Origin of the sequence: Arthrobacter sp. zg-Y877 (assembly GCF_030373105.1) — a bacterium.
GTDB lineage: Bacteria > Actinomycetota > Actinomycetes > Actinomycetales > Micrococcaceae > Arthrobacter_B.
Genome location: NZ_JAUCPU010000002.1, coordinates 55,694 through 76,840 on the forward strand (window position 1 = coordinate 55,694; position 21,147 = coordinate 76,840).

Genomic DNA, 21,147 nt, shown 5'->3' on the forward strand with positions numbered 1-21,147 from the left:
CCAGGATCGTTCTAGGCGCGGTTGCCCGGCGTGCCGTCCTCGGGACGGGCAGTGCCGGTACCGGTGCCGGGCTTGTCGAAGAAGCCGCGGGCTTCCTCGTCCACAACGGGCTCCGGCTTGCTGGAGTCAGCGACGGCGGACTTGGCAGGCTTGGCTGCCGGCTTGGCGGCGGCGTCGTTCTCAACGGCCGGCGTGGTGTCCGCGGTAACGACGGCGTCATCGGTAACGACGGCGTCGCTGCGGTGGGCGTCGACGGTCATGTCGACGCTGCGGAAGATCAGGCCGGCGATGACGGCGCCCAGCAGCGGTGCCACCCAGAACAGCCAAAGCTGCTCCAGGGCCCATCCTTCAGCGAAGAATGCGACGGCGGTGGAACGTGCGGGGTTGATGCCGCCGTTGGTGACGGGGGCAAGCACAGTCAGCAGGACCGCATAGGTCACGCCGACGGCGAAAGCGCCCTTGACGGCGAGGGACCGGCGGGCGTCCGTACCCGGGCGGCGGGATGCTGCACCGAGGAAGACAGCTGCCAGCAGTGCACCGGCGATGACCTCCATCAGCAGCGCGCTGGCCAGCGGGAAGAGGTTCACGGAGTGCTCACCGTAGCCGTTGGCCGTACCGCTCATGAACTGCCGTGCCTGCTCACCGATCTGCTCGTGGCCGGTGATGACGACCCACAGGATCGCGACGCCGAGTACGGCACCGACCAGCTGGGCGACGATGTAGGGCAGGACGAATTTCCAGGGCGTACGTCCGGCGACGGCGCTGCCGAGGGTGATCGCGGGGTTGAAGTGGCCGCCCGAAACGTAGCCGAACGCGACCATTGCGGCCGCAAGGGCCAGGCCGAACGCCAGCGGCGACGTAATACCGCCGCCGGTGCTGCTGCCGAAGATGGCAATCCCGATGCCGACGAAGAGAAGCAGGAACGAACCGATCGCCTCAGCTACCGACCGTCCGACCAGCCCGTAAGTGTGGCCACCGTTCGCAGGTGCTGCGCCGCGGGCGGGGGCAACAGCCCGGGCACCGCTGAGTGGTAAGGACTCAGATGACATGAAAGAGGAATTCCTAACGTGTGGATGGTGGCAACGGATACTCGGTCGCCGATAGGGACATGGCCGGTACTGCGATATGGGCGGTAGCGACCATGCCGGACTCACAACAAACTACCCCACCGTGTCAGCGCAGCCTGTGAACTCCCTGAGTTTGATCTGTGCGCAGCGTGAATTGCACGGCCTGAGTCCTCAGCCGGGGTATGCCCTGGACACCTTTTCGACACAGCATCCCACCGGGCGGTGCTGCTGATACCCGTGGGACCACAGGAGGGCACTCCCGTCCCTCCCCGTGGGACACCGTGCTGCCGCGGATCATTGCCGGACACAGCATCCCACCCGGTGGTGCTGCTGATGCCCGTGGGACCACAGGAGGGCACTCCCGTCCCACCGGGTGGGACACCGTGCTGCTGCCGCACGGCAACCCTGCTCCTCCGGCCTGCATCCGCCCGGCACCTATGCTGGAAGAGTGAGCAACGATCCCCGCCCCGCCCCTGTTTCCCCGTCCGCCGCCGATTTGGCCGCAAAGATCCGCGGCTGCCTCCTCGGGGGCGCGTTGGGTGATGCTGCGGCAACGGCCGCCGGGAGCCCGACTGGAGCCGGCACCTCCATCTCCGCCAACACGCAGCTTGCGCTCTACTCCCTCGACGGACTGCTCGAGGCCATTGAATGGGCGAACGAGGGAGTCGGCGCCGACGAGACAGCGTGCCTTTGGCTGGCCTATCTGCGGTGGATGCGCGGCCAGGGGCTGCCCCTTCCCGAGTCCGGCCCGTCCCCGCTGCCCCGGCCGATTGATTCCGAACCGCTTCTGCAGGCAGCTGCAGACGGCGGCCCGTCCGGCCCGGACGGCGATGTCCTTGCCGCACTGTCCACAGGGGAAATGGGCACCCGGCAGCGTCCGGTCAATACCGGTGTCAATACTCCGGCTGCGCTGGTTCGTTCGGCCCCGTTTGGCCTGCTGCCCTATGTTGAGACCGAGACCGTCTACAAACTCGCCCTGGACGCGGCATCGCTCACGCACGGTCACTCCTCAGCCCGGCACAGCGCAGCCGTCTTTGCCTCCATGATCCACGGCCTGCTGGCTCCAGGGGCAACGCTCCGCAGCGCTGCCGAAGCAGCCCTGGAACACGCCAACGCAAACGGAGCTGTCGAACTCGCCGGACAGGTGCAGGCGGTACTGAACTCCCCCGCAGGCCCTACGGGTACGGACGGAGCGGGACACACGGCGGAGGATGCCCTGCTGACCGGGCTCCGTGCAGCCCTCGCGGCTGAAAAGGACGCACAAGGCCCGTCAGAGGACCGGGCCGCCGCAACAACCACAGCCGTCCAACAAGCTGCCGCCGCCGGAGGAGCACCTGCCGCCATCGTGGCGGGAAGCCTGTTGGGCACTCTCTTCGCTTCGCTGCCCGAGGCCAGCCTGGATGCCCTGCGCGAACGCAGCGTCATCGAGAAACTCGCTTCGGGGTTCATCGCCGCCACGATCGCACCCTAGCCGCCGGGCCCGTTGCCTACGTCCAGGTCGGCCGCAGACCCTCGGGGTAGCGGGAGCCGAACCCTCCCTCCGGAAGGATCTCTTTGATCCGGGTGAGATCGGTTTCGGTGAGCGTGAGGTTGGCGGCACCGACGTTCTCCTCGACGCGCTTGGCGCTGCGCGTGCCGGGGATCGGGACGATGTGTTCCCCCTGCGCGAGCAGCCAGGCGAGGGCCAGCTGAGCGACCGTGGCGTCCTTGGAAGCGGCGAGTTCCGTCAGCTGGCGTGTGGCGTCGACGTTCTTCTCGAAGTTGCCGGGCTGCCAGCGGGGGTCGGCGCGGCGCATGTCGGTCTCGTCGTACTCGGAGGCCGGTTTGGCGCTGCCGGTGAGGAACCCACGCCCGAGCGGCGAGTACGGAACGAAGCCGATGCCCAGCTCGTTCAGGACGGGGAACAGCACCTCCACTTCACGTTCGAAGAGGGAGTACTCGGTCTGAAGGACCGAGACGGGCTGGACGGCATGGGCGCGGCGGATGGTCTCCGGGCCGGCTTCGCTGAGACCGAAGTACTTCACTTTGCCGGCATCGATAAACTCCTTGACGGTGCCGGCGACGTCCTCGATGGGGACGTTGGGGTCCACCCTGTGCTGGTAAAGCACATCGATGTGGTCCACCCCGAGACGCTGCAGGCTGTTCTCGACGACCTCGCGGATGTGTTCCGGGCTGCTGTCGAGACTGAAATCGGGTGCCCTGAATCCAAACTTCGTGGCGATGACGACTTCGTCACGGAAGGACCTGACGGCCCGGCCGACGATTTCCTCGTTCGCACCCCAGCCATACATTTCAGCTGTGTCAAAGAGCGTCACCCCCAGCTCATGCGCTTTCCGGATGGCGGCAATACCCTCCAGCTCGTCGCCGGGACCGTAAAAATCCGAGATTCCCATCGAGCCGTAGCCGATCGCGGACGTGGCCAGGCCTAGTTTGCCCAATGTGCGTGTCTGCATCATGTCTCCTCAGGTGTGGACCGGGCGGCGCCTATGACGCCCCTGAACGTGCGTGCAGTCTATGCCCTTTGTGTCAGTCACTGTCAATAAGGGCGGCGGATGCATTTCGCCTTGTATCCTCGACCTATGAGTGCAGGTACTGATGGCATGGGGTTGAGGCAGCGCACACGCGATACCGTGCGTCAGCAGATCGCTGAGGTTGCCCTGGTGATGTTCGACGAACAGGGTTTTGACGAGACCACCGTCGATCAGATCGCGGCAGCGGCCTGCATGTCGCCCCGGAGCTTCTTCCGCTACTTCGCCTCCAAAGAGGACGTGGTTCTCGGCGACCCCATGCTCTACGGCGAGCCCGTTCGAGAGCGCCTTGCCGAAAGCCTGGAAACGATGCCGGTATGGCAGGCCCTGCGGGCGGGGTTTGAGCCGGTCGTCGAGACAGTGGAAGCGGACCCTGAACGGACCCTGCGTGCAACGAGGGTAATGATCAACACGCCTTGTCTGCGCGCGCGGAACACGGAGAAGCACCTGGCCTGGATGACGGTTCTTGTGCCGCTGGTCGCCACCGCCCTGGCCGGCCCCGAAGCGGAACGGCAGTATCGTGCACGGGCAATCACCCTGTGTGCGCTGACCTGCCTCGACGTCTCCTCAGCCGAACTGGTGCACCGCAACGGTGCTGCGACCCACCGGGTTTTGCTCGATGAAGCCTTCAGGCTCCTGAAACCCACAACACTGGTCGACTAGCTGTACGGACAGCCCGGGCGTGCCGCTACTGCGAGGCCCGGGGCCAGATTCCACCGAGGGTCTGCAGGAATTCCGCCTCCGAGAGCACTTCGATGCGCTGGCCGCGTTCGTGCAGGTCCAGGACGCGCCGGGCCTTGCCGGTCAACCGCCCGCTGCGCAGGTCTCCGGGCTCAAAGCCGTCCCCAACCACCAGGACGCTGGTGGCACGCGTGACGTTGCTGGCCGTGCGGGCACCGACCTCAGCGGCCCGGTCCTTGGCGGTCTGCCGGGCCATACCCAGGTTTCCAGTGAAGACAACCGTCTGTCCGAACAGCGGATGGGCAGGATCCGCCAGCGGATTCGGCGGCGGGTTCTCCCCCTCGGACGGCCAGCCCTCCCACCCGCCGGCTGCCGCAGCGGGAGTCCCGGTGCCCCGGGCCAGGGCGTCCCGGGTCGCTTTGGAAAGCGGGTGCTGCCCCGGCACATAGGCGGGCAGGTGGGATGCAGGCCGGCCGTCGCGCAGGAAGAACTCCGGCATGGACTGCGCACCGCTGCGGCGGGCAATATCGATCATGATCCCGGCACAGGCACGCGCGTCCTCGGTGGCGTCGTGGTGGTTCAGCAGGGGCACCCCGGCGGCTTCCGCCGCGAACGGCAGCGAATGTGAGGGCAGCTGGTACGTGCGCCGTGAGTGGACCACCGTGCAGGTGTAGTCGTAGGCCGGTCCGGCCAGCTCTGAGACTTCCAAGGCGGAGCGGATGACGCCCAGGTCAAAGGCTGCATTATGCGCCACCAGCAGGTCGTCGCCGATAAAGGCGCCGATCTCCGGAAAGAGCTCACCGAACCGCGGAGCTCCCGACACCATTCCGGGTTCGATCCCGTGGATCCGGACATTGCGCGGGTCGAAATAGTCGTGGCCCTCCGGCGGCCGCATCAGCCAGGATGCTTCCTCGACGACCTGGCCGCCGCGGACCCGGACGAGTCCCACGGAGCAGGGCGAACCGCGGAAACCGTTGGCTGTTTCGAAATCTATTGCGGTAAAGCTAAGTCCCGTGTCAGGCATCTTGGCGGGCTGCACGCTTCTGCCGTGAACTCCGGATCTTGGCGGCCACAAACCATACGGCTGCAACGAGCACTGCAACGATGACTATTTTCTGGAAGATCCCGGCGTACTGTTCGACGATGTGCCAGCTTTCGCCCAGGTAGTAGCCGGCCGCGATGAAGATCGCGTTCCAGATCAGGCTTCCGGCCGTGGTCAGGGCCGTGAAGGTCAGCAGCGGCATCCGCTCGATCCCTGCGGGAATGGAAATGAGGCTGCGGAACAACGGAATCATCCGGCCGAAGAACACTGCCTTGTTGCCGTGCCGTCCGAACCAGGCTTCAACCTTGTCCACGTCTTCCAGGTCCACCAGCGGAACCTTCGCGACCAGCCGGCGCATCCGGTTTCGGCCCAGCAAGGCGCCCAGTGCGTAGAGCGCCAGGGCACCGACGACGGACCCCAGCGTCGTCCAGAACAGTGCGGCGATGATCGAGAAGTTGCCCTGGCTGGCGGTGAATCCGGCCAGCGGGAGAATAATTTCGCTCGGCAGCGGGGGAAAGAGGTTTTCGAGGGCAATGGCCAGCCCCGCGCCGGGAGCACCGATGGTTTCCATCATGCCGACCGCCCAGTCCGCCACACCCCCGAGGGCTGAGGGATCGCCGGAGCTTTGCGCTGCGGCTACGGAGGTGGCTGGGGTAACGGCTTGTGTAATAGTCATCTCGCGCTCAATTCTGCCCTAGGCCCCCCGGCGCGGAAGAATCGGAGCCGCGTCGCCCGGCGTGTTTGGGACACATCACACAACCGGGCCGCGGTCAGGAAACGCGCGGAGTCCTATCCGCCAGCGCGAGGACAATGGCCGGCAGCAGGGCGCGGAACGCCTGGCCGCGGTGGCTGATGGCGTTCTTTTCCGCACCGGTCAGTTCCGCGCAGCTGCGGTCCAGCCCGGCCGGCTGCAGGATCGGATCGTAGCCGAAGCCACCCGCGCCCCTCGGCGATTCCAGCAGGGTTCCGCGCAGTTCACCGCGCTCCACGGTCTCGCTGCCGTCGGGCAGCGCCAGGGCGGCGGCGCAGACAAAAGCGGCTCCCCGGTGCTCGGCGGAAATGTCCGCCAGCTGGGCCAGGAGCAGCTCGAGGTTCGCAGCGTCGTCGCCGTGCCGGCCGGACCAGCGCGCGGAGAAAATACCCGGCGCTCCCCCAAGGACGTCCACGGCCAGCCCCGAATCGTCCGCCACCGCAGGCAGGCCGGTGGCAGCTGCCACCGCATGGGCCTTCAGCAGCGCATTCGCTTCAAAGGTCACGCCGGTTTCGGCGACGTCGGGAACCCCTGCGGCCGCGGCATCGATCACCTGTGTGTCGACGTCGAGCCCGGGGACCTGGCCGCGCAGCAGTTCCCGCAGTTCACGCAGCTTCCCCGGGTTGCGGGTGGCCAGGACCAGGCGGGCGGAAGGCTGAGTCATTTACGCCGCGCCCAGGGTCTGCCGCTGGATCGCGGCCAGCTCGGCAGTTCCCTGCAGGGCCAGGTCAAGCAGGGCATCGAGTTCCGCCCGGTCGAACGGAGCGCCCTCGGCGGTGCCCTGGACCTCAACGAACTTGCCGGATCCGGTGACGACTACGTTCATGTCGGTTTCCGCCCGGACATCCTCGACGTACGGCAGGTCCAGCATCGGGACTCCGTCGATGATCCCCACGCTGATGGCGGCCACGGTGTCCAGGAGCGGAGAGGCGTTGCGGGCAATGAGCTTGTTTTCCTTGGCCCAGGCTACGGCGTCGGCGAGGGCGACGTAGGCACCCGTGATGGCGGCGGTCCGGGTTCCGCCGTCGGCCTGCAGCACGTCGCAGTCCAGGACAATGGTGTTCTCGCCCAGGGCCTTGGTATCGATGATCGAACGCAGCGAGCGTCCGATCAGCCGGGAGATTTCGTGGGTACGTCCGCCAAGCTTGCCCTTGACCGACTCGCGGTCGTTACGGGTGTTTGTGGCCCGCGGAAGCATCGCGTATTCGGCGGTGACCCAGCCCTTGCCCTCGCCCTTGAGCCAGCGCGGCACGCCGGGAGTCAGCGAGGCGGTGCACAGCACGCGGGTATTGCCGAACTCGATCAGGGCCGAACCTTCGGCCTGCTTCGACCAGCCGCGGGTGATCGTGATGCTGCGCAGCTGGTCCGGGGTACGCCCGTCGGCACGCAGGATGTCGGCGGACGGGGCAGGGGTGGGGACTGTAGTCATGGGTTCAGTCTATCGCCGGGTCCGGCGGGAGCCCGTTCCGCTGTGGACGCGCCCGAGCGGCTAGAGGCTGCGTGCCCTCTGCACCGCGAGCGGCTCGGCGAAGGGGGTGCCGACGTCGTAGGAGACTCCCGCGACGGCCACCGCCAGGTCTCCGCTGTAGGTTTCGCGTGCTTCCGAAACACTGATGCTCGCATCGTTCCAGACCGGCAGGTGCGTGAGGAGCAGCCGCCGGGCATCCGCCGCGGTGGCCGCTTCGCCGGCCCGCCGTCCGGTGAGGTGCACCCCTTCAATCGCGTCATCGCGGCCCTCGTGGAAGGCCGCTTCGCACAGGAAGACGTCGGTATTCCGGGCCGCTTCCTCCAGCCCGGGGCAGGAGTCGGTGTCCCCGGAATAGGCCAGCGTCCGGAGCACCGGTTCGCCCGCCGCGTCCACGGTGCGGGCCTCCACCCGCAGGGCGTAGGCCTCCTCGGCCGGATGCCGCACCGGGTAGGGGGTGACGGTGAACGGTCCGATCTGCACCGGGCTGCCCGCGGTCCAGTTGGCAAACTCAAAGTCATCATGCATTCCCGGATCCAGCTCCAGGCCGTAGGCCGTGGCCATCCGGTCCGCCGTGGCCGCGGGACCCCAGACCTTGATCCGGTCGCGGTTCCAGCCGGACGGGTCCCAGTGCACGGCCACGTGCAGGCCGCACAGGTCCATGCAGTGGTCCGGGTGCAGGTGGGTCAGCAGGACAGCGTCAATGTCCCGCAAGTCCATGTAGCGCTGCAGGGATCCCAGCGACCCGTTGCCCAGGTCCAGCAGGATCCGCCAGTCACGGACGCCGTCGTTGGCGGTCACGAGATAGCACGACGCCGGCGAGGCCGGGCCGGGGAAGGAGCCGCTGCAGCCCACAATGGTCAGTTTCATGCGGTGCCGTTCCAGGCGGCACTGGTGGGCGCCTCCATGCGTTCGGGGGCGTCTGCCCTGGCGGAGTCAATCATTTCTGGGGTCACCCTCGCCATGCTGCCCGTGGGGTAATGCGCTGCCACGTGTTCAACCTGCTGCACGCTGAGGACTTCCGGCCCCAGGAAACGGCGGGCCAGCAGTTCGAAGGAGGCCGAGTCTCCGGTGGCCACAAACGTGTGCCGGGGGGCCGCCTGGGAGCGCCGTTCAATCCCGTGGGAGATCAGCGCGCGGTATACGTCCTTGGCGGTCTCCTCGGCGCTGGAGACCAGCGTGACGCCGTCGCCCATCACGTAGGAGATCACGCCGGTAAGCAGCGGGTAGTGGGTGCAGCCGAGGACGAGGGTGTCTACGTCGCGGGCCTTCAGCGGAGCGAGGTATTCCTCCGCTGTGGCCAGCACGTCCGGCCCGGAGGTGATGCCGGCTTCGACGAACTCCACGAAGGCCGGGCAGGCCACCGAGGACACCTGCAGGTGCGGGGCGGCGGCAAAGGTATCGTCATAGGCGCGCGAGCCGACCGTGGCGGCAGTGCCGATCACGCCGATCCGCCCGGTGCGGGTGGCGGCCACCGCCCGGCGGACGGCCGGCTGGATGACTTCGATGACCGGAATGCCGTACCGCCGCGTGTAGCGTTCGCGGGCGTCACGCAGCACGGCGGCCGAGGCGGAGTTGCACGCGATAACCAGGAGTTTGACGCCGGAATCCACCAGTTCGTCCATCACGCCGAGCGCCTTGGCCCGGACTTCGGCGATCGGCAGCGGCCCGTAGGGACCGTTGGCGGTGTCACCCACGTACATGATGGCTTCGTGGGGCAATTGGTCCAGGACCGCGCGTGCCACAGTCAGCCCGCCGACGCCGGAGTCAAAGATTCCGATCGGCGCGTCCGGGTCCTTGACCCGCACGGCTTCGTGGAACGCCGGCAGTGGATGTGCGGAGGGGCTGACCGGGTTCGAACTCATAATGTAACGACAATAGTCCTCCCCCACCGGCGGGCACATTCACGGCTCCGTGCCCTTGGTCACAGAACTGTCCGGCGGTGCGGGAAGATCCGCGTCAGTTCAGGGAGTCCAGCAGTGCCTGCATCAGGGTTTCCTGCAGCCATGTGACGAAGTTGTACACCAGCGCAAGGTACCCGTCCACGTCCTGCGCCTTCGACGGATCCGTGATGTCATGCAGCCGCTCGGCGGCTTCGTCATCCTCCAGGCCCAAGCGGTCCCCCAGCACCAGCCGGACGTCGTTCAGGGCGCGGGCGAACAGCTGTGCCTGCTCGGTGTCCAGGCGCAGCGGTGTTGCCTCCAGCTGCAGGGCGGCTGCGCGGAGGGCCGCCTGCTTCGATTCCCGCAGCGAGCGCTCGGTGAAACGACGGAACTCCAGGGCATCGTCGCCGTTCCCCTGGATGCCGTTGGGAAGCAGCCGCAGCAGGGCGGAATCATCGGGAACAACCGCCGACGGGTCGATTCCCACCATGGCCGCCAGCGGATCGGCGTCGGCTGCCGTCTCCGGTTCCAGCAGCTCCTGCACATCGGAGAAGAGCTTGCGCAGCAGGTCCCGCTCCCCCGGTTCCAGGTTGGCGGTGATGCCCTTGCGGGTGAGCTTGAATCCGGTTGCCACGAATATCCGTTTCTGTTCTGCGTGTTTGAGGGGGCCGGGGGAAGGAATCGCTGCGGCGCTACGCCGCGTCCGCCTTCTGGAACGTGGCCCACAGCCCGTAGGTATGCAGGGCGAGGGTGTCGCGTTCCGCGGATTCCCGGGATCCCGTTGCCACCACCGACTTGCCGGCCTGATGGACCTCCAGCATGAGGCGGTGGGCTTTGGATTCGGAGTAGCCGAAATAGCTCTGGAAAACGTAACTGACGTAACTCATCAGGTTGACGGGGTCATTCCAGACAATAACGACCCAGGGGACGTCCGCTGCCGGGAGGGTATCCGTCTCCTCGCGTGTCAGGGTGTCCGTGCCGGTCGCAGTGCTGGTAGCCATGCGTTCAATTGTAGTGAGGAATCCGGTCCGGTCCTCCGCCGGGCCGCCTTCTACTCAAAGGGGATCCGCGGGTTAGAGTTTTGCCTGTGAACAGTCCCGCCGTCCGGCACTCCCCTAATTCAGCCCTCTACACGGACCACTACGAGCTGACCATGCTCCAAGCCGCCCTCCACGCGGGCACCGCGTCCCGCCGGTCCGTGTTCGAAGTCTTTGCCCGGCGCCTGCCCGATGGCCGCCGCTACGGCATCGCCGCCGGAACCGGACGCATCCTGGAAGCCCTGGAAAACTTCCGCTTCGATCAGCCGCAGCTGGACTTCCTGGCCAGCACCAACGTGGTGGATGAGCGCACCCTCGCCTGGCTCGCGGACTTCCGGTTCTCGGGCAACATCTACGGCTATGCCGAGGGCGAGGCCTACTTCCCGCAGTCCCCCCTGCTGATTGTGGAATCCACGTTTGGCGAGGCCTGCATCCTCGAAACCATGATCCTGTCCATGCTCAACCACGACAGTGCCATTGCCTCCGCAGCCTCCCGCATGACCTCCGCCGCCGACGGCCGTCCGTGCATCGAAATGGGCTCCCGCCGCACGCATGAGGAAGCAGCCGTTGCCGCTGCCCGTGCGGCAGTGATCGCCGGGTTCAACAGCACCTCCAACCTGGAGGCAGGCCGGCGCTACGGGCTCAAGACCGTCGGCACGGCGGCGCATTCCTTCACCCTGCTGCATGACTCCGAGAAGGAAGCCTTTACGGCCCAGGTCGCGGCCCTCGGGGCAGGGACCTCCCTCCTGGTGGATACGTACGACGTCGAACAGGGCGTCCGCACCGCTGTCGAGGTCGCCGGCCCCGCCCTGGGCGGCGTGCGGCTCGATTCCGGTGACCTCGTCGCGCAGGCCCGCTGGGTCCGCGAACTGCTGGATGAGCTGGGCAACACCAACACGCGCATCATGGTCACCTCCGACCTGGACGAGTTCGCCATCGCGGCGCTGGCCTCGGCCCCCGTGGATGCCTACGGCGTCGGCACCTCCCTGGTCACCGGATCCGGTGCACCCACTGCCGGCATGGTCTACAAGCTGGTCAGCCGCGAGGGAGACGACCACGAGTTCGTGTCCGTAGCCAAGGCCGCAAAAAACAAGGTTTCGCTCGGCGGGCGTAAGTACGCGCTGCGCCGGCTGAACGAAGGCGGCACGGCAACCGCGGAGGTTGTGGGCATCGGCCACGCACCGGAGAATGACGGGAATGACCGTACGCTGCTGCACCAGTTCGTCGCCGACGGCGAAGTCCTGCCCGGCTGGACCGGACCCGAAGCGGTGACGCGGGCGGCCCGGCAGCATGCCGCTTCCTTGGCTGAACTGCCTACCTCGGTGAACCGCCTGCAGCGCGGCGAACCGGCAATCCCTACCGAATACGAGGAGTAAGCATGGCCCGCGCCCTGATTATTGTCGATGTGCAGAACGACTTCTGCGAAGGCGGCTCGCTGGCGGTGTCCGGCGGGGCAGACCTCGCCGGAGAGATCACCGACTACGTGGAGACCTCCGCGGGCCGGTATGACCTGGTGGCCGCAACCCAGGACTGGCACATCGATCCCGGAACGCACTTCTCCGAAACCCCGGACTTTGTGGACTCCTGGCCGCCGCACTGTGTAGCCGGAACCGCCGGCGCGCAGCCGCACCCGGACCTGGACACGGAACTGGTGGATGCTTTCTTCCGCAAGGGCCAGTATGAGGCGGCGTACTCCGGGTTCGAGGGGGTCCTGGCGCCGGACGTCGAGGTGCCCCTGGGCGACCCGGACGCGGAGCCTGACGCCGAGACCGAGACGCTGAGCCTCGATGATTGGCTGCGGGACCACGACGTGGACGAGGTGGTGGTGCTGGGCCTGGCCGCGGACTACTGCGTGCGGGCCACCGCCCTGGACGCCGTCGCCGCCGGATACACCACAGCCGTGATTCCCGAACTTTCCCGCGGCATCAAGCGGGAGACCACCCTGGCCGCCTGGGCGGAACTCGAAGACGCCGGCGTCGAGATCATCGACCTGTAACCGGATGCCAAAGGGCCGGACCGCAAAGCGGTCCGGCCCTTTTTTGTTGCTACTTACGCCCGATGAACCAGTCCTGCAGCTTCTTGAGCCGCTTGTTCAGCTGTTCCTCGTTGGCCTGCGCCACGGGTGGACCGCCACAGATCCGGCGCAGTTCACTGTGCACCACGCCGTGGGGCATGCCGGAACGCGCGGACCAGGCCGAGACGTTCTTTGCCAGCTCGCCGCGCAGCTCGGTGAGCCGGCGGTGGTCCACCACCTCCGGGGCTTCCGCCGGCGGCGCTGCCGCTTCGCTGTTGCGGCGTCCCCGGCGGGAGACCTGTTCATGCTGGCGCTGCCGCAGCAGCATGCTCATCTGGTCCGCGTCCAGCAGGCCGGGAATACCCAGGAAGTCCTGCTCCTCCTCGCTGCCGAGCGCACCGCCGGTACCGAACTCGCCGCCGTCGAACAGCACCCGGTCAAACGAGGCCTGGGATTCAAGCGCCTCGAACTTCTGCTTGGTCAGCTCACCGGAGGCCTTTTCCTCGCGGTTGGCGGCCTCCATGAGGCTGTCCTCGAGACCAAAGCCTTCCTCTTCCAGATGGTTGTCCGGACGGTCCAGCGCGTGGTCCCGCTCGACTTCCATCTGGTTGGCCAGGGCCATCAGGTTCGGCACGGAGGGAAGGAACACCGACGCCGTCTCGCCGCGCTTGCGGGCACGCACGAAACGCCCCACGGCCTGCGCAAAGAACAGCGGGGTTGCGGTGGAGGTGGCGTAGACGCCGACGGCGAGGCGCGGCACGTCCACGCCTTCGGACACCATCCGCACCGCGACCATCCAGCGCTGGGTTCCGGCGGAGAACTCTTCGATCTTTTCCGAGGCCTTGGCATCATCGGACAGGATGACCGTGGGCGATTCGCCCATGATCTTCTTCAGCCACCCCGCGTAGGCCCGTGCGTCGTCGTGGTCCGTGGCAATGACCAGGCCGCCGGCGTCGGGCACGGACCGGCGGACCTCGGTGAGGCGGCGGTCCGCGGCGGCCAGGACGGCCGGGATCCACTCGCCCGTGGGGTTCAGCGCGGTACGCCAGGCCTGCGCCGTGATGTCCTTGGTGACAGCGGCTTCGCCCAGCGACGCAGCCATCTCATCGCCCGCGCTGGTGCGCCAGCGCATCTGTCCGGAATAGGCCATAAACATGACCGGCCGGACCACATGGTCCTTGAGCGCCTGGCCGTACCCGTAGGTGTAGTCCGCTTTGGAGCGGCGGATACCGTCCCGGTCCTCGACATATTCCACGAAGGGAATCGCGGCCGTATCCGAGCGGAACGGGGTTCCCGTCAGGGACAGCCTCTTGACCGCCGGCTCAAACGCTTCGCGGATGCCGTCGCCCCAGGACAGGGCATCGCCTCCGTGGTGCACCTCATCCAGGATCACCAAGGTGCGGGCCGCTTCGGTCTTGGCGCGGTGCAGCATGGGCTTGGAGGCCACCTGGGCGTAGGTGACGGCGACGCCGATGAAGCCGTGGCCGTGCCGGCCGTCGGCGTTCTTGAAGTTTGGATCCAGGGCAAGGCCGACCTTCGCCGCCGCGTCGGCCCACTGCCGTTTCAGGTGGTCCGTGGGCGCGACGACGGTGATCCGGTTGACGATCCCCCGCTCCACCAGCTCGTTGGCCACACGCAGGGCGAAGGTGGTTTTACCGGCCCCGGGGGTGGCGACGGCCAGGAAGTCGCTGGCATTGGATTCGAAGTACTTCGCCAGCGCCTCTTCCTGCCACTGGCGCAGCTTCGGGGCAGTGCCCCAGGCAGCACGCTCGGGATAGGCAGGCGGCAGGGACGCACCGGCGCCGAAAAGGGTTTCGGAACTCACGCGGGGAACACAGCCTTTCGCAGTTCTCGAGTGGTTGCGGCCGCGCGGGCACCGGACGGAATCGGCACTGGGCGCCTGCACGAAGGCGCAGGCGTAAACACATAGGTCATGCAGGCATCAGGACTAACTGCCTTCACCGCGGAAGGCTGGGGAGCGGAGCGGTCACAACGGCGGGCGGGACGGACTACTTCTTGCCCTTGGGGTTGTCGGCTTCAGGACGCAGGCCCTCGTAGATTTCCTTGCAGGTGGGGCACACCGGGAACTTCTGCGGATCCCGTCCCGGGGTCCAGACCTTGCCGCAGAGGGCAATGACCGGCTCGCCGGACAGCGCCGATTCCATGATCTTTTCCTTGCGCACGTAGTGCGCAAAGCGCTCACTGTCGCCGGGTTCCAGCTCTTCGCGCAGTTCTTCGCGCTCGATGGTGGCCGTGGACGTACCGTTGTCATCCAGGCGGCGGGGATCGTTTTCGAAAGGATCGGGAGGCAGGCTCATGCGTTCCATCTTAGTACCCGCCGGCTATTTGTTGACGGCGACCTGCTGCAGCAGTTCCGGCCCGCGCGCGTCCAGCCAGCGCCCGCCCAGCCGGATCCCGAAGACCAGCGCCGCCATCCCCAGGACCAGTCCTGCGGCCAGTGTCACAATCCCCCACAGCAGGCTCTGCATAACGACGGCGGCAACGCCGGGCACCAGTACGGGTACCAGCAGGACGAACAGCAGCAGGCTGAAGGCACCCTGGACCAGCGCGGACCTGCCCGCACTTCCCGGCGGAGTCTTGAAGGCATTTTCGCCCGGCAGCGGAACGTTGTAGGTGTAGCGTGCCGAGACGACACTGGACAGGCCCAGCCCCATCAGCAGGGCAGCCAGGCCAACGCCCAGAACGGGCACGGCCACTGAGGCCCGGCCGGTCAGGACCGCCGGGAGCACCGATGACAGGACGACGGCGGGAACAGAGAAGACCGCACACGCCAGCACCCTGCCGGCACGGTCCGCACGGCCCTCCACGCCCGCAGCCAGGTGCAGGGCGAACGCGGTGTTGTCATAGGACACATCGGCGTGCAGGGAGAAGCCCATGAGGAATCCGACCAGCGGCCCGAGGGCCAGGGTGACCAGCAGGGCGCCGTCGGCACCCGCACTGTTGCCGGTGAACACCAGCACCACGGCCAGCAGCGGCACAATCAGCAGGGATGCGCTGTAGCGCGGGTCCCGCAGCCAGTAGGTCAGGGCACGGGCCGCAACCGCACCGGTGGGTGTGGCTGGAAAACGGGCAAACAGTCCCGTCCCGGAGGTCCGGCGGGTGGCTGCCGTCTGCGGCGGCCGGACCAGTGCCCGCAGGAGCAGGACCCGCCAGGCCAGAACCAGCACGGCAAGGAAGGCCAGGGCGATCAGCGCCTTTGCCCCGGCTGCGCCGTAGCGGCCCAGGGCAATATCCCCAGGCACTGCCCAGACTGCCCCCAGCGGCGTCCAGGAAAGCCAGTCCGCGAGGCGTGGAAGGTAGCTGCCGCCGGCCTGGATGCCCTCGCTCACCGCAGCGATGACCGGTCCCAGCAGGACGAGCGGAACCACCAGCAGCAGTCCCGTGAAGTCGCGGAACCTGCGCGATCCGGTCACTGATACAGCCGCTGCCACGGTGACCCGGGCGGCGATCAGGCAGGTGAAGACCGCCACGGCGGAGAGCACCAGCGCTGCGGCCAGCGCGGCGGGCGAGCGGAACCAGCTCACGGCCTGTGCCAGCACTGCCAGGAGCATGGTGGCCCCGGGAATGCCGATCAGCCCGCCGATGGCAAGGCCGGTGAGCAGCTGCGGGGTGGGTACGGCGTACGTGGTGAAGCGCGCCGGATCCAGGGTCAGGTCCAGCCCGGAAAACACCACCGGGACCAGTGCCCAGCCAAGCACGGCCACGGCTCCTGCCAGGACCACCGCCGTGCGGGCGAGCCCCGGGTCCGTTCCGACGATGAACAGGGCTGCCAGCAGGACCGCGAGAAGCCCTATGGCGTACAGGCCGCCCAGCACGATTCCGACCAGCTGCCAGGGGCTCCGCTTGAGGGAGTTACGCAGCAGGACCAGCTTCAGTCTTAGAAGGTGCGCAACCATTCCAGCCCCTCCGTCCGGGTACGCCCGCCAACGAGCGACACAAACCGGTCCTCCAGGCTGCTGCCGGCACGGACCTCGTCCACGGTGCCTGCGGCCAGCAGGTTTCCGCCCGCCACCACTGCCACGTGGTCGCACATCCGCTGCACCAGGTCCATCACGTGGCTGGAGACGATCACTGTTCCGCCGGAAGCAACGTAGTTGGAGAGGATGTCGCGGATATTTGCCGCGGACACCGGATCCACCGCTTCGAACGGTTCGTCCAGGACCAGCAGCCGGGGCGCATGGATCAATGCGGAGGCGAGCGAAATCTTCTTTGTCATACCTGCGGAGTAGTCCACCACCAGCTTGCCGGCGTCCGCAGTCAGGTCCATGGCGGCCAGGAGGTCCCCGGTGCGGGCGGCCACCGTCTCGCGGTCCATCCCGCGCAGCAGCCCGGCGTACGTCACCAGTTGTTCGCCCGTCAGCCGGTCGAAGAGCCGGACCCCGTCCGGCAGGATCCCCATGAGCCGCTTGGCTTCCAGCGGACGGGACCAGACGTCGGTCCCGTGGACCAGCGCGGATCCCGCATCCGGACGCAGCAGCCCTGTGGCCAGGGACAGCAGGGTGGTCTTGCCTGCCCCGTTGGGACCGACCAGACCGTAGAACGAGCCCTGCGGGACGTCGAGGCTGATGCCGTTGACGGCGGTCTTGGTACCGAAGCGTTTTGCCAGGCCGCGGATGGCCAGTGCCGGGACGGAAGCCGGTGTTGATGTCATGGCGCCAGCCTACCGAGCCGCGGCCGGCACGTCCTCGGCAGGAAGGACGAGGTTTCCGCTCCGGTGTCGACCCCGGAATCCCCCGCAGGGACTAAACCGCCGGCTAACGCAGGCTAGAAGATGCCGCGGCGGGCGGCCCGCTCATACTGGGGTACCCACGGCAGCTTCGCGTCCAGCTCGGCTGCGGCGCGCATCCACCAGTGCGGGTCCCGCAGGGCTGCCCGGGCAATCAGGACCGCGTCAGCGGAGCCGGACTGGAGGATCTCCTGGGACTGGGCACCGGAGTCGATCAGCCCGACGGCGGCGGTCGGTACGCCCGCGCCGCGGCGTACGGCGTCGGCATACTCCACCTGGTAGTTCGGGCCCACCGGGATGACGGCACCGGGAACAGCTCCGCCGGCGGACACGTCCACCAGGTCCACGCCGTGCTCGCGGGCTGCGCGGGCCAGGACCACCGAGGATTCGGCGTCCACTCCCCCGGGCAGCCAGTCCGTCGCGGAGATCCGCAGCAGGAGCGGCATGGAATCGGGGATGACGGCCCGGACCGCGTCGATGACCTCAAGGGTCAGCCGGTTGCGCCGGGTGGCGTCGCCGCCCCACGCATCGGTGCGGGTGTTGACCAGCGGGCTGAGGAACTGGTGCAGCAGGTAGCCGTGTGCGCCGTGGATTTCGATGGTGTCGAATCCGGCGTCGACCGCCCGGACGGCTGCGTCGGCGAAGTCGCGGATGACCTGCCGGATGCCGGCTTCATCCAGCTGCGCCGGCGCCGCGTAAGTCCCGAAGGGTTCCGCGGTGGGTCCCACGGTCTGCCAGCCGCCGTCGTCGAGCGGGACACTGCCCTGGCCCGCGGCGAATGGAGCGTAGGTGGAGGCCTTGCGTCCGGCGTGTGCCAGTTGGATGCCGATCCTCGCATCCACCGCGCCGTGCCGGTGCACGAACCGGGTGATCCGCTCCCAGCCGGCGGCCTGTCCGCTGTTCCAGATGCCGGCGTCCTGCGGACTGATCCGGCCTTCGGGGCTGACAGCCGCGGCCTCGGTGATGATCAGGGCCGCGCCGCCGGCGGCGAAGGATCCCAGGTGCATCAGGTGCCAGTCGTTGGGTACCCCGGGAGCATTGTCCGGATCGGCGGGATCCACCGGGTCCGCGGAGTACTGGCACATGGCGGCCACCCAGCCGCGGTGGGCCAGTTCCAGTCCGCGCAGGGTGAGGGGGTCGAAGAGGGACGCTGTATCCATGGATATGGCCTAGAAAAGTGCCCGGGCGAGGGCCGAACGCGCCTTGGTGACCCGGGGGTCGGCGATGCCCACCACTTCGAAGAGGTCCAGCAGCCGCAGCCGGGCTTTTTCGCGGTCGTCGCCGTAAACCCTGGCAATCAGTCCGGTAATGCGCCGGAAGGCATCCTCGACATGTCCGCCGGCAATGTCCAGGTCGGCGACCGCAAGCTGTGCGTCCACGTTGTCGGGCTGCTCGGCGCCGTCCCGGCGGACCGCGTCGGCGTCGGCGCCGCGCAGGCGTGCCATGAGTTCCACCTGGGCCAAGCCGGCCTTGGCTTCGGCGTCGGCGGGCTGCTCGGCCAGGGCACGGCGGTACGCGGCCGCGGCGGCGTCGTAATCCTCCGCGTTGATGGCGTCGAAAGCTTCCTGGTGGAGCGGGGGCAGGAGTGCTTCCTCCGCCGGAGCCTCCTGGGTGCCGCCCTCGAGGGATCCCGCGACCCCGTTGGCTGCGGCGACCTGCATCAGTTCGCCGACCAGGGCACGGATCTGTTCCTCCGGCAGCAGCCGGTCAAGCAGGGGCACGGGCTGGCCCTTGAGGACGGCAGCCACGGTCGGCACGGACGCGGCGGCGAAGGCCTGGGCGATCTGGGGGTAGGCATCAACGTCCACGCGTGCGAGCAGCATGCGCCCGTTCTGTTCCACCGCGATGGCGGCCAGGATGGCGGACACCTGCTGCGAGTCGGCGCTGGCGTCCGAATACAGGTCAATGACCACCGGCACTTCGGCGGACAGCTGGACCACCTGCGGGAACGTCTGCTCAGAGACCTGCACCACGAACGGCGACGGACCCGGGGCGGCACCGGGTTCCGTGGCGCCGGCGGCCGGGGCCGCCGGCGCTGCGGAGCGCGCCTTGAGGGCGGAGAGGTCGACTGCCCCCCGCAGGTTCATGGAGGAAGGAGCCGGTGACGGGCGGTGGTTCGGTGTGCTCATCCATTCACCTTATTACGCCGTGCCCGTCCACCGGCAAGCCTGCCTCCTGCCTACTTCAGCTTTGCGGACAGCAGTTCCTGGTCCGCACCCACCACCACGGCCTGGCCGGTGCTGCCGGAAGCCGGTACGTAGAGCATGACGGCCTCGCCGTGCGTGACATCGATGCCCTTGTCCGTGGTTGCCTGGCCGGTCAGTGCCTCGTAGACAGTGCCCTCGAGGTTGATCGAGTCACCGGCTTCCTTCGGCGTGCTCGAGAAGGTGTTGGACAGGTAGCCGAACACGACCGCACCGCCGTCGTCCGTGCGGAGGGCGTAGGTTCCCGCCGGGTCGGCAGCATGCTGGAACGCGTTCAGGGCGTGCTCGTTCTTCGGGTCGCCCTGTACCTGCTGCTGGAACTTCACCACGTCCTCGCTGAACCGGTTGGCTGCGAAGGTGTCCTTGTTTTCACCGTCCGGCGCGGTCAGGGAATCCGCCAGGGCCGAGACGGCATCCTGCGGGGACATCACCAGGCCGTTGTCCGAGTCGGCCGGGATCTGGTCCGCCCCGGTGCCGGTGGGAGGCTGCGGGAAGGTGCTGGCGGGCAGCATCTGGACGGCGGAAACGAGTTTGTAGTTGTCCCGGGCCGAGGCCTGGACCAGCAGGAGGGCCTGGGGCACGGGGTTGCCGTCGCCCTGGGTGACGGCGACGACGGTGCGGGGCCACCCGGCGGCGCCGCTCACGGACTGGGTCCGCAGCGCCTCGGCGGCCACGGGAACCGGGGCCTCCTGGTCGCCGGACTTCCCGGCGACGGCGTAGTTGGCCTCGCGCATGGCGTACGCAGCGCCTTCGACGCGCGGCTTCAGCATGGAGGCGTCCTTGGCGGCGTCCCCGGCCCCTACGGTCGCTGCAACGGAATCCAGGATGCGCTCAAGCTGGGCATCCCCCACTACCGGCAGGCTGCCGCCGTCGGACTCAGCGGCCAGCGCCGCTGCGGGAGCGCTGCCCGCTGCCAGGACAGCAGCTGCGGCAGCGGCAAGGAAGGCCGGGCGGCGGCGGGCTGTTGCCGTGAAAGCCGACGTCGAGCCCGAGACGCTGTGCTGCCGGTCTCCGCTGCCGGTCTCCGTACCGCTGCTGCGGCGGCCGCTCCTGCGCGGGCCGTCGGAGCCGCTGCGCAGGAAGGCCAGTGCCAGGCCGAGGACCGCCAGCAGGGCACCCACAACAATCAGCGGCACGGCGAAGGGACGGGTGGCGTCGTTTTCCCAGGTCATGGTCACGTCCGTGGGCGCGGGGGCAGTGCCGTCAGCAGCCAGCAGGATCTCCCACTCGCCGCTTTCCGGCGCGTCCCAGTCGTAGGACAGTTCGCCTTCGCCGGATTCCTCTACGACCCAGAGATCGGATCCGGCCGGGTTCGGTGTCTGGGCTTCGCCGTTCTCCGTCTCGACCGCCAGTTCACCGTCCGCCGCGCCGAGGCGGTTGACGGCGGCCTCTCCCACCCATGCCTCGACGTCGTTCGCGCGGCCTACGGCCAGCGTGAAGGGTGCCTCCGAGCGGACGGTGATTTCCACGCCGTCCGGGTGCTCGGCCAGCAGTTCCGTATCGAGAACGGTGATAACGGCGTTGCCCGCTTCAGCGGGAGCGGACACCGATTCGGTCTCCGGGGGCGCCCAGATGGTCCGCTGGCCAATGCCTATCAGCATCAGCAGCACTCCAAGGACGATCAGCGGAACTGCAAATTTGTTTCGCACAACTTACCTATCTTCAGTCTGGGCAAATGACATGGCAGGGCGGCGCATTTCCCGACCGGCAGGCAGGAAAGGTGTTCCT

At 67.8% G+C, this 21,147-nt stretch carries 21 protein-coding genes; 4 read left to right on the forward strand and 17 right to left on the reverse strand.

The window, feature by feature from the left end:
• Nucleotides 1-11 precede the first annotated feature (11 nt).
• On the reverse strand, nucleotides 12-1,049 hold the full coding sequence (locus tag QNO03_RS04385; protein WP_289602114.1) for an aquaporin: 1,038 nt from the start codon (nucleotides 1,047-1,049) through the stop codon (nucleotides 12-14).
• Nucleotides 1,050-1,515: 466 nt separating this feature from the next.
• On the opposite strand from QNO03_RS04385, the gene QNO03_RS04390 reads away from it, so the two are divergent.
• On the forward strand, nucleotides 1,516-2,538 hold the full coding sequence (locus tag QNO03_RS04390) for an ADP-ribosylglycohydrolase family protein (protein WP_289602116.1): 1,023 nt from the start codon (nucleotides 1,516-1,518) through the stop codon (nucleotides 2,536-2,538).
• A 16-nt stretch (nucleotides 2,539-2,554) separates the two neighbouring features.
• Here the strand turns inward: QNO03_RS04390 and QNO03_RS04395 are convergent, their stop codons facing one another.
• The gene (locus QNO03_RS04395) at nucleotides 2,555-3,520 is read right to left on the reverse strand and encodes an aldo/keto reductase (RefSeq protein ID WP_289602803.1); all 966 of its coding nucleotides are present in this window, start codon (nucleotides 3,518-3,520) and stop codon (nucleotides 2,555-2,557) included.
• 126 nt (nucleotides 3,521-3,646) lie between these two features.
• On the opposite strand from QNO03_RS04395, the gene QNO03_RS04400 reads away from it, so the two are divergent.
• Nucleotides 3,647-4,258 carry a TetR family transcriptional regulator gene (locus QNO03_RS04400; RefSeq protein ID WP_229950752.1) on the forward strand — a complete coding sequence of 204 codons (612 nt, stop codon included), beginning with the start codon at nucleotides 3,647-3,649 and terminating at the stop codon, nucleotides 4,256-4,258.
• Nucleotides 4,259-4,283: 25 nt separating this feature from the next.
• Here QNO03_RS04400 and QNO03_RS04405 read toward each other — a convergent pair whose 3' ends face one another.
• The 8 genes from QNO03_RS04405 to clpS all read right to left on the reverse strand — a co-directional run bounded on the left by QNO03_RS04405 (nucleotide 4,284) and on the right by clpS (nucleotide 10,418).
• Nucleotides 4,284-5,300, reverse strand: a complete 1,017-nt coding sequence (locus tag QNO03_RS04405; protein WP_289602117.1) for a 3'-5' exonuclease — start codon at nucleotides 5,298-5,300, stop codon at nucleotides 4,284-4,286.
• Nucleotides 5,293-5,994 (reverse strand): DedA family protein, encoded by a 702-nt coding sequence (locus tag QNO03_RS04410; protein WP_289602118.1) that lies wholly within the window; start codon nucleotides 5,992-5,994, stop codon nucleotides 5,293-5,295. The genes QNO03_RS04405 and QNO03_RS04410 overlap by 8 nt, the downstream gene beginning before the upstream one ends.
• A 94-nt stretch (nucleotides 5,995-6,088) precedes the next feature.
• The gene (rdgB, locus tag QNO03_RS04415) at nucleotides 6,089-6,733 is read right to left on the reverse strand and encodes an RdgB/HAM1 family non-canonical purine NTP pyrophosphatase (RefSeq protein WP_289602120.1); all 645 of its coding nucleotides are present in this window, start codon (nucleotides 6,731-6,733) and stop codon (nucleotides 6,089-6,091) included.
• Nucleotides 6,734-7,498, reverse strand: coding sequence for a ribonuclease PH (gene rph, locus QNO03_RS04420; RefSeq protein ID WP_269437876.1), 765 nt, complete (start codon nucleotides 7,496-7,498; stop codon nucleotides 6,734-6,736).
• Between the two features lie 60 nt (nucleotides 7,499-7,558).
• Entirely contained in the window at nucleotides 7,559-8,404 is an 846-nt protein-coding gene (locus QNO03_RS04425) for an MBL fold metallo-hydrolase (RefSeq protein WP_289602122.1), read from the reverse strand.
• The gene (gene murI, locus QNO03_RS04430) at nucleotides 8,401-9,399 is read right to left on the reverse strand and encodes a glutamate racemase (protein WP_289602123.1); all 999 of its coding nucleotides are present in this window, start codon (nucleotides 9,397-9,399) and stop codon (nucleotides 8,401-8,403) included. The genes QNO03_RS04425 and murI overlap by 4 nt, the downstream gene beginning before the upstream one ends.
• Nucleotides 9,400-9,493: 94 nt before the next feature.
• The gene (locus QNO03_RS04435; protein ID WP_229950738.1) at nucleotides 9,494-10,051 is read right to left on the reverse strand and encodes a DUF2017 domain-containing protein; all 558 of its coding nucleotides are present in this window, start codon (nucleotides 10,049-10,051) and stop codon (nucleotides 9,494-9,496) included.
• A 58-nt stretch (nucleotides 10,052-10,109) separates the two neighbouring features.
• Complete coding sequence (clpS, locus tag QNO03_RS04440) at nucleotides 10,110-10,418, reverse strand: ATP-dependent Clp protease adapter ClpS (protein WP_229950737.1); 309 nt, start codon at nucleotides 10,416-10,418, stop codon at nucleotides 10,110-10,112.
• Nucleotides 10,419-10,504: 86 nt separating this feature from the next.
• Here clpS and QNO03_RS04445 point away from each other — a divergent pair, with 86 nt between their 5' ends.
• Together QNO03_RS04445 and QNO03_RS04450 are read left to right on the forward strand one after the other, a co-directional pair.
• Nucleotides 10,505-11,830: a nicotinate phosphoribosyltransferase gene (locus QNO03_RS04445; protein ID WP_289602125.1), complete on the forward strand. Its 1,326-nt coding sequence runs from the start codon at nucleotides 10,505-10,507 to the stop codon at nucleotides 11,828-11,830.
• A gap of 2 nt (nucleotides 11,831-11,832) precedes the next feature.
• Nucleotides 11,833-12,450, forward strand: a complete 618-nt coding sequence (locus tag QNO03_RS04450) for an isochorismatase family protein (protein WP_289602127.1) — start codon at nucleotides 11,833-11,835, stop codon at nucleotides 12,448-12,450.
• Nucleotides 12,451-12,499: 49 nt separating this feature from the next.
• Here QNO03_RS04450 and QNO03_RS04455 read toward each other — a convergent pair whose 3' ends face one another.
• The 7 genes from QNO03_RS04455 to QNO03_RS04485 form a co-directional block, all read right to left on the reverse strand.
• Complete coding sequence (locus QNO03_RS04455) at nucleotides 12,500-14,293, reverse strand: DEAD/DEAH box helicase (protein ID WP_229950728.1); 1,794 nt, start codon at nucleotides 14,291-14,293, stop codon at nucleotides 12,500-12,502.
• A 184-nt stretch (nucleotides 14,294-14,477) separates the two neighbouring features.
• Nucleotides 14,478-14,786, reverse strand: coding sequence for a DUF3039 domain-containing protein (locus QNO03_RS04460; RefSeq protein ID WP_229950726.1), 309 nt, complete (start codon nucleotides 14,784-14,786; stop codon nucleotides 14,478-14,480).
• 24 nt (nucleotides 14,787-14,810) lie between these two features.
• Nucleotides 14,811-16,385 carry a transporter gene (locus QNO03_RS04465; protein WP_289602129.1) on the reverse strand — a complete coding sequence of 525 codons (1,575 nt, stop codon included), beginning with the start codon at nucleotides 16,383-16,385 and terminating at the stop codon, nucleotides 14,811-14,813.
• On the reverse strand, nucleotides 16,367-17,140 hold the full coding sequence (locus QNO03_RS04470) for an ABC transporter ATP-binding protein (RefSeq protein WP_289602131.1): 774 nt from the start codon (nucleotides 17,138-17,140) through the stop codon (nucleotides 16,367-16,369). Before QNO03_RS04470 ends, QNO03_RS04465 begins: the two co-directional genes overlap by 19 nt.
• 113 nt (nucleotides 17,141-17,253) lie before the next feature.
• Nucleotides 17,254-18,375 carry an NADH:flavin oxidoreductase/NADH oxidase gene (locus QNO03_RS04475; RefSeq protein WP_289602132.1) on the reverse strand — a complete coding sequence of 374 codons (1,122 nt, stop codon included), beginning with the start codon at nucleotides 18,373-18,375 and terminating at the stop codon, nucleotides 17,254-17,256.
• Between the two features lie 9 nt (nucleotides 18,376-18,384).
• Nucleotides 18,385-19,344: a tetratricopeptide repeat protein gene (locus QNO03_RS04480; RefSeq protein WP_289602133.1), complete on the reverse strand. Its 960-nt coding sequence runs from the start codon at nucleotides 19,342-19,344 to the stop codon at nucleotides 18,385-18,387.
• Between the two features lie 50 nt (nucleotides 19,345-19,394).
• Nucleotides 19,395-21,068, reverse strand: a complete 1,674-nt coding sequence (locus QNO03_RS04485) for a DUF8094 domain-containing protein (RefSeq protein ID WP_289602135.1) — start codon at nucleotides 21,066-21,068, stop codon at nucleotides 19,395-19,397.
• Nucleotides 21,069-21,147: the final 79 nt, after the last annotated feature.

Bases quoted from the DNA above. Each gene is read 5' to 3' on its own strand.
- QNO03_RS04385 (WP_289602114.1), bottom strand. From the start codon at position 1,049: ATGTCATCTGAGTCCTTACCACTCAGCGGTGCCCGGGCTGTTGCCCCC.
- QNO03_RS04395 (WP_289602803.1), bottom strand. From the start codon at position 3,520: ATGCAGACACGCACATTGGGCAAACTAGGCCTGGCCACGTCCGCGATC.
- QNO03_RS04400 (WP_229950752.1), top strand. From the start codon at position 3,647: ATGAGTGCAGGTACTGATGGCATGGGGTTGAGGCAGCGCACACGCGAT.
- QNO03_RS04405 (WP_289602117.1), bottom strand. From the start codon at position 5,300: ATGCCTGACACGGGACTTAGCTTTACCGCAATAGATTTCGAAACAGCC.
- QNO03_RS04410 (WP_289602118.1), bottom strand. From the start codon at position 5,994: ATGACTATTACACAAGCCGTTACCCCAGCCACCTCCGTAGCCGCAGCG.
- rdgB (WP_289602120.1), bottom strand. From the start codon at position 6,733: ATGACTCAGCCTTCCGCCCGCCTGGTCCTGGCCACCCGCAACCCGGGG.
- rph (WP_269437876.1), bottom strand. From the start codon at position 7,498: ATGACTACAGTCCCCACCCCTGCCCCGTCCGCCGACATCCTGCGTGCC.
- QNO03_RS04425 (WP_289602122.1), bottom strand. From the start codon at position 8,404: ATGAAACTGACCATTGTGGGCTGCAGCGGCTCCTTCCCCGGCCCGGCC.
- murI (WP_289602123.1), bottom strand. From the start codon at position 9,399: ATGAGTTCGAACCCGGTCAGCCCCTCCGCACATCCACTGCCGGCGTTC.
- clpS (WP_229950737.1), bottom strand. From the start codon at position 10,418: ATGGCTACCAGCACTGCGACCGGCACGGACACCCTGACACGCGAGGAG.
- QNO03_RS04450 (WP_289602127.1), top strand. From the start codon at position 11,833: ATGGCCCGCGCCCTGATTATTGTCGATGTGCAGAACGACTTCTGCGAA.
- QNO03_RS04460 (WP_229950726.1), bottom strand. From the start codon at position 14,786: ATGAGCCTGCCTCCCGATCCTTTCGAAAACGATCCCCGCCGCCTGGAT.
- QNO03_RS04465 (WP_289602129.1), bottom strand. From the start codon at position 16,385: ATGGTTGCGCACCTTCTAAGACTGAAGCTGGTCCTGCTGCGTAACTCC.
- QNO03_RS04470 (WP_289602131.1), bottom strand. From the start codon at position 17,140: ATGACATCAACACCGGCTTCCGTCCCGGCACTGGCCATCCGCGGCCTG.
- QNO03_RS04475 (WP_289602132.1), bottom strand. From the start codon at position 18,375: ATGGATACAGCGTCCCTCTTCGACCCCCTCACCCTGCGCGGACTGGAA.
- QNO03_RS04480 (WP_289602133.1), bottom strand. From the start codon at position 19,344: ATGAGCACACCGAACCACCGCCCGTCACCGGCTCCTTCCTCCATGAAC.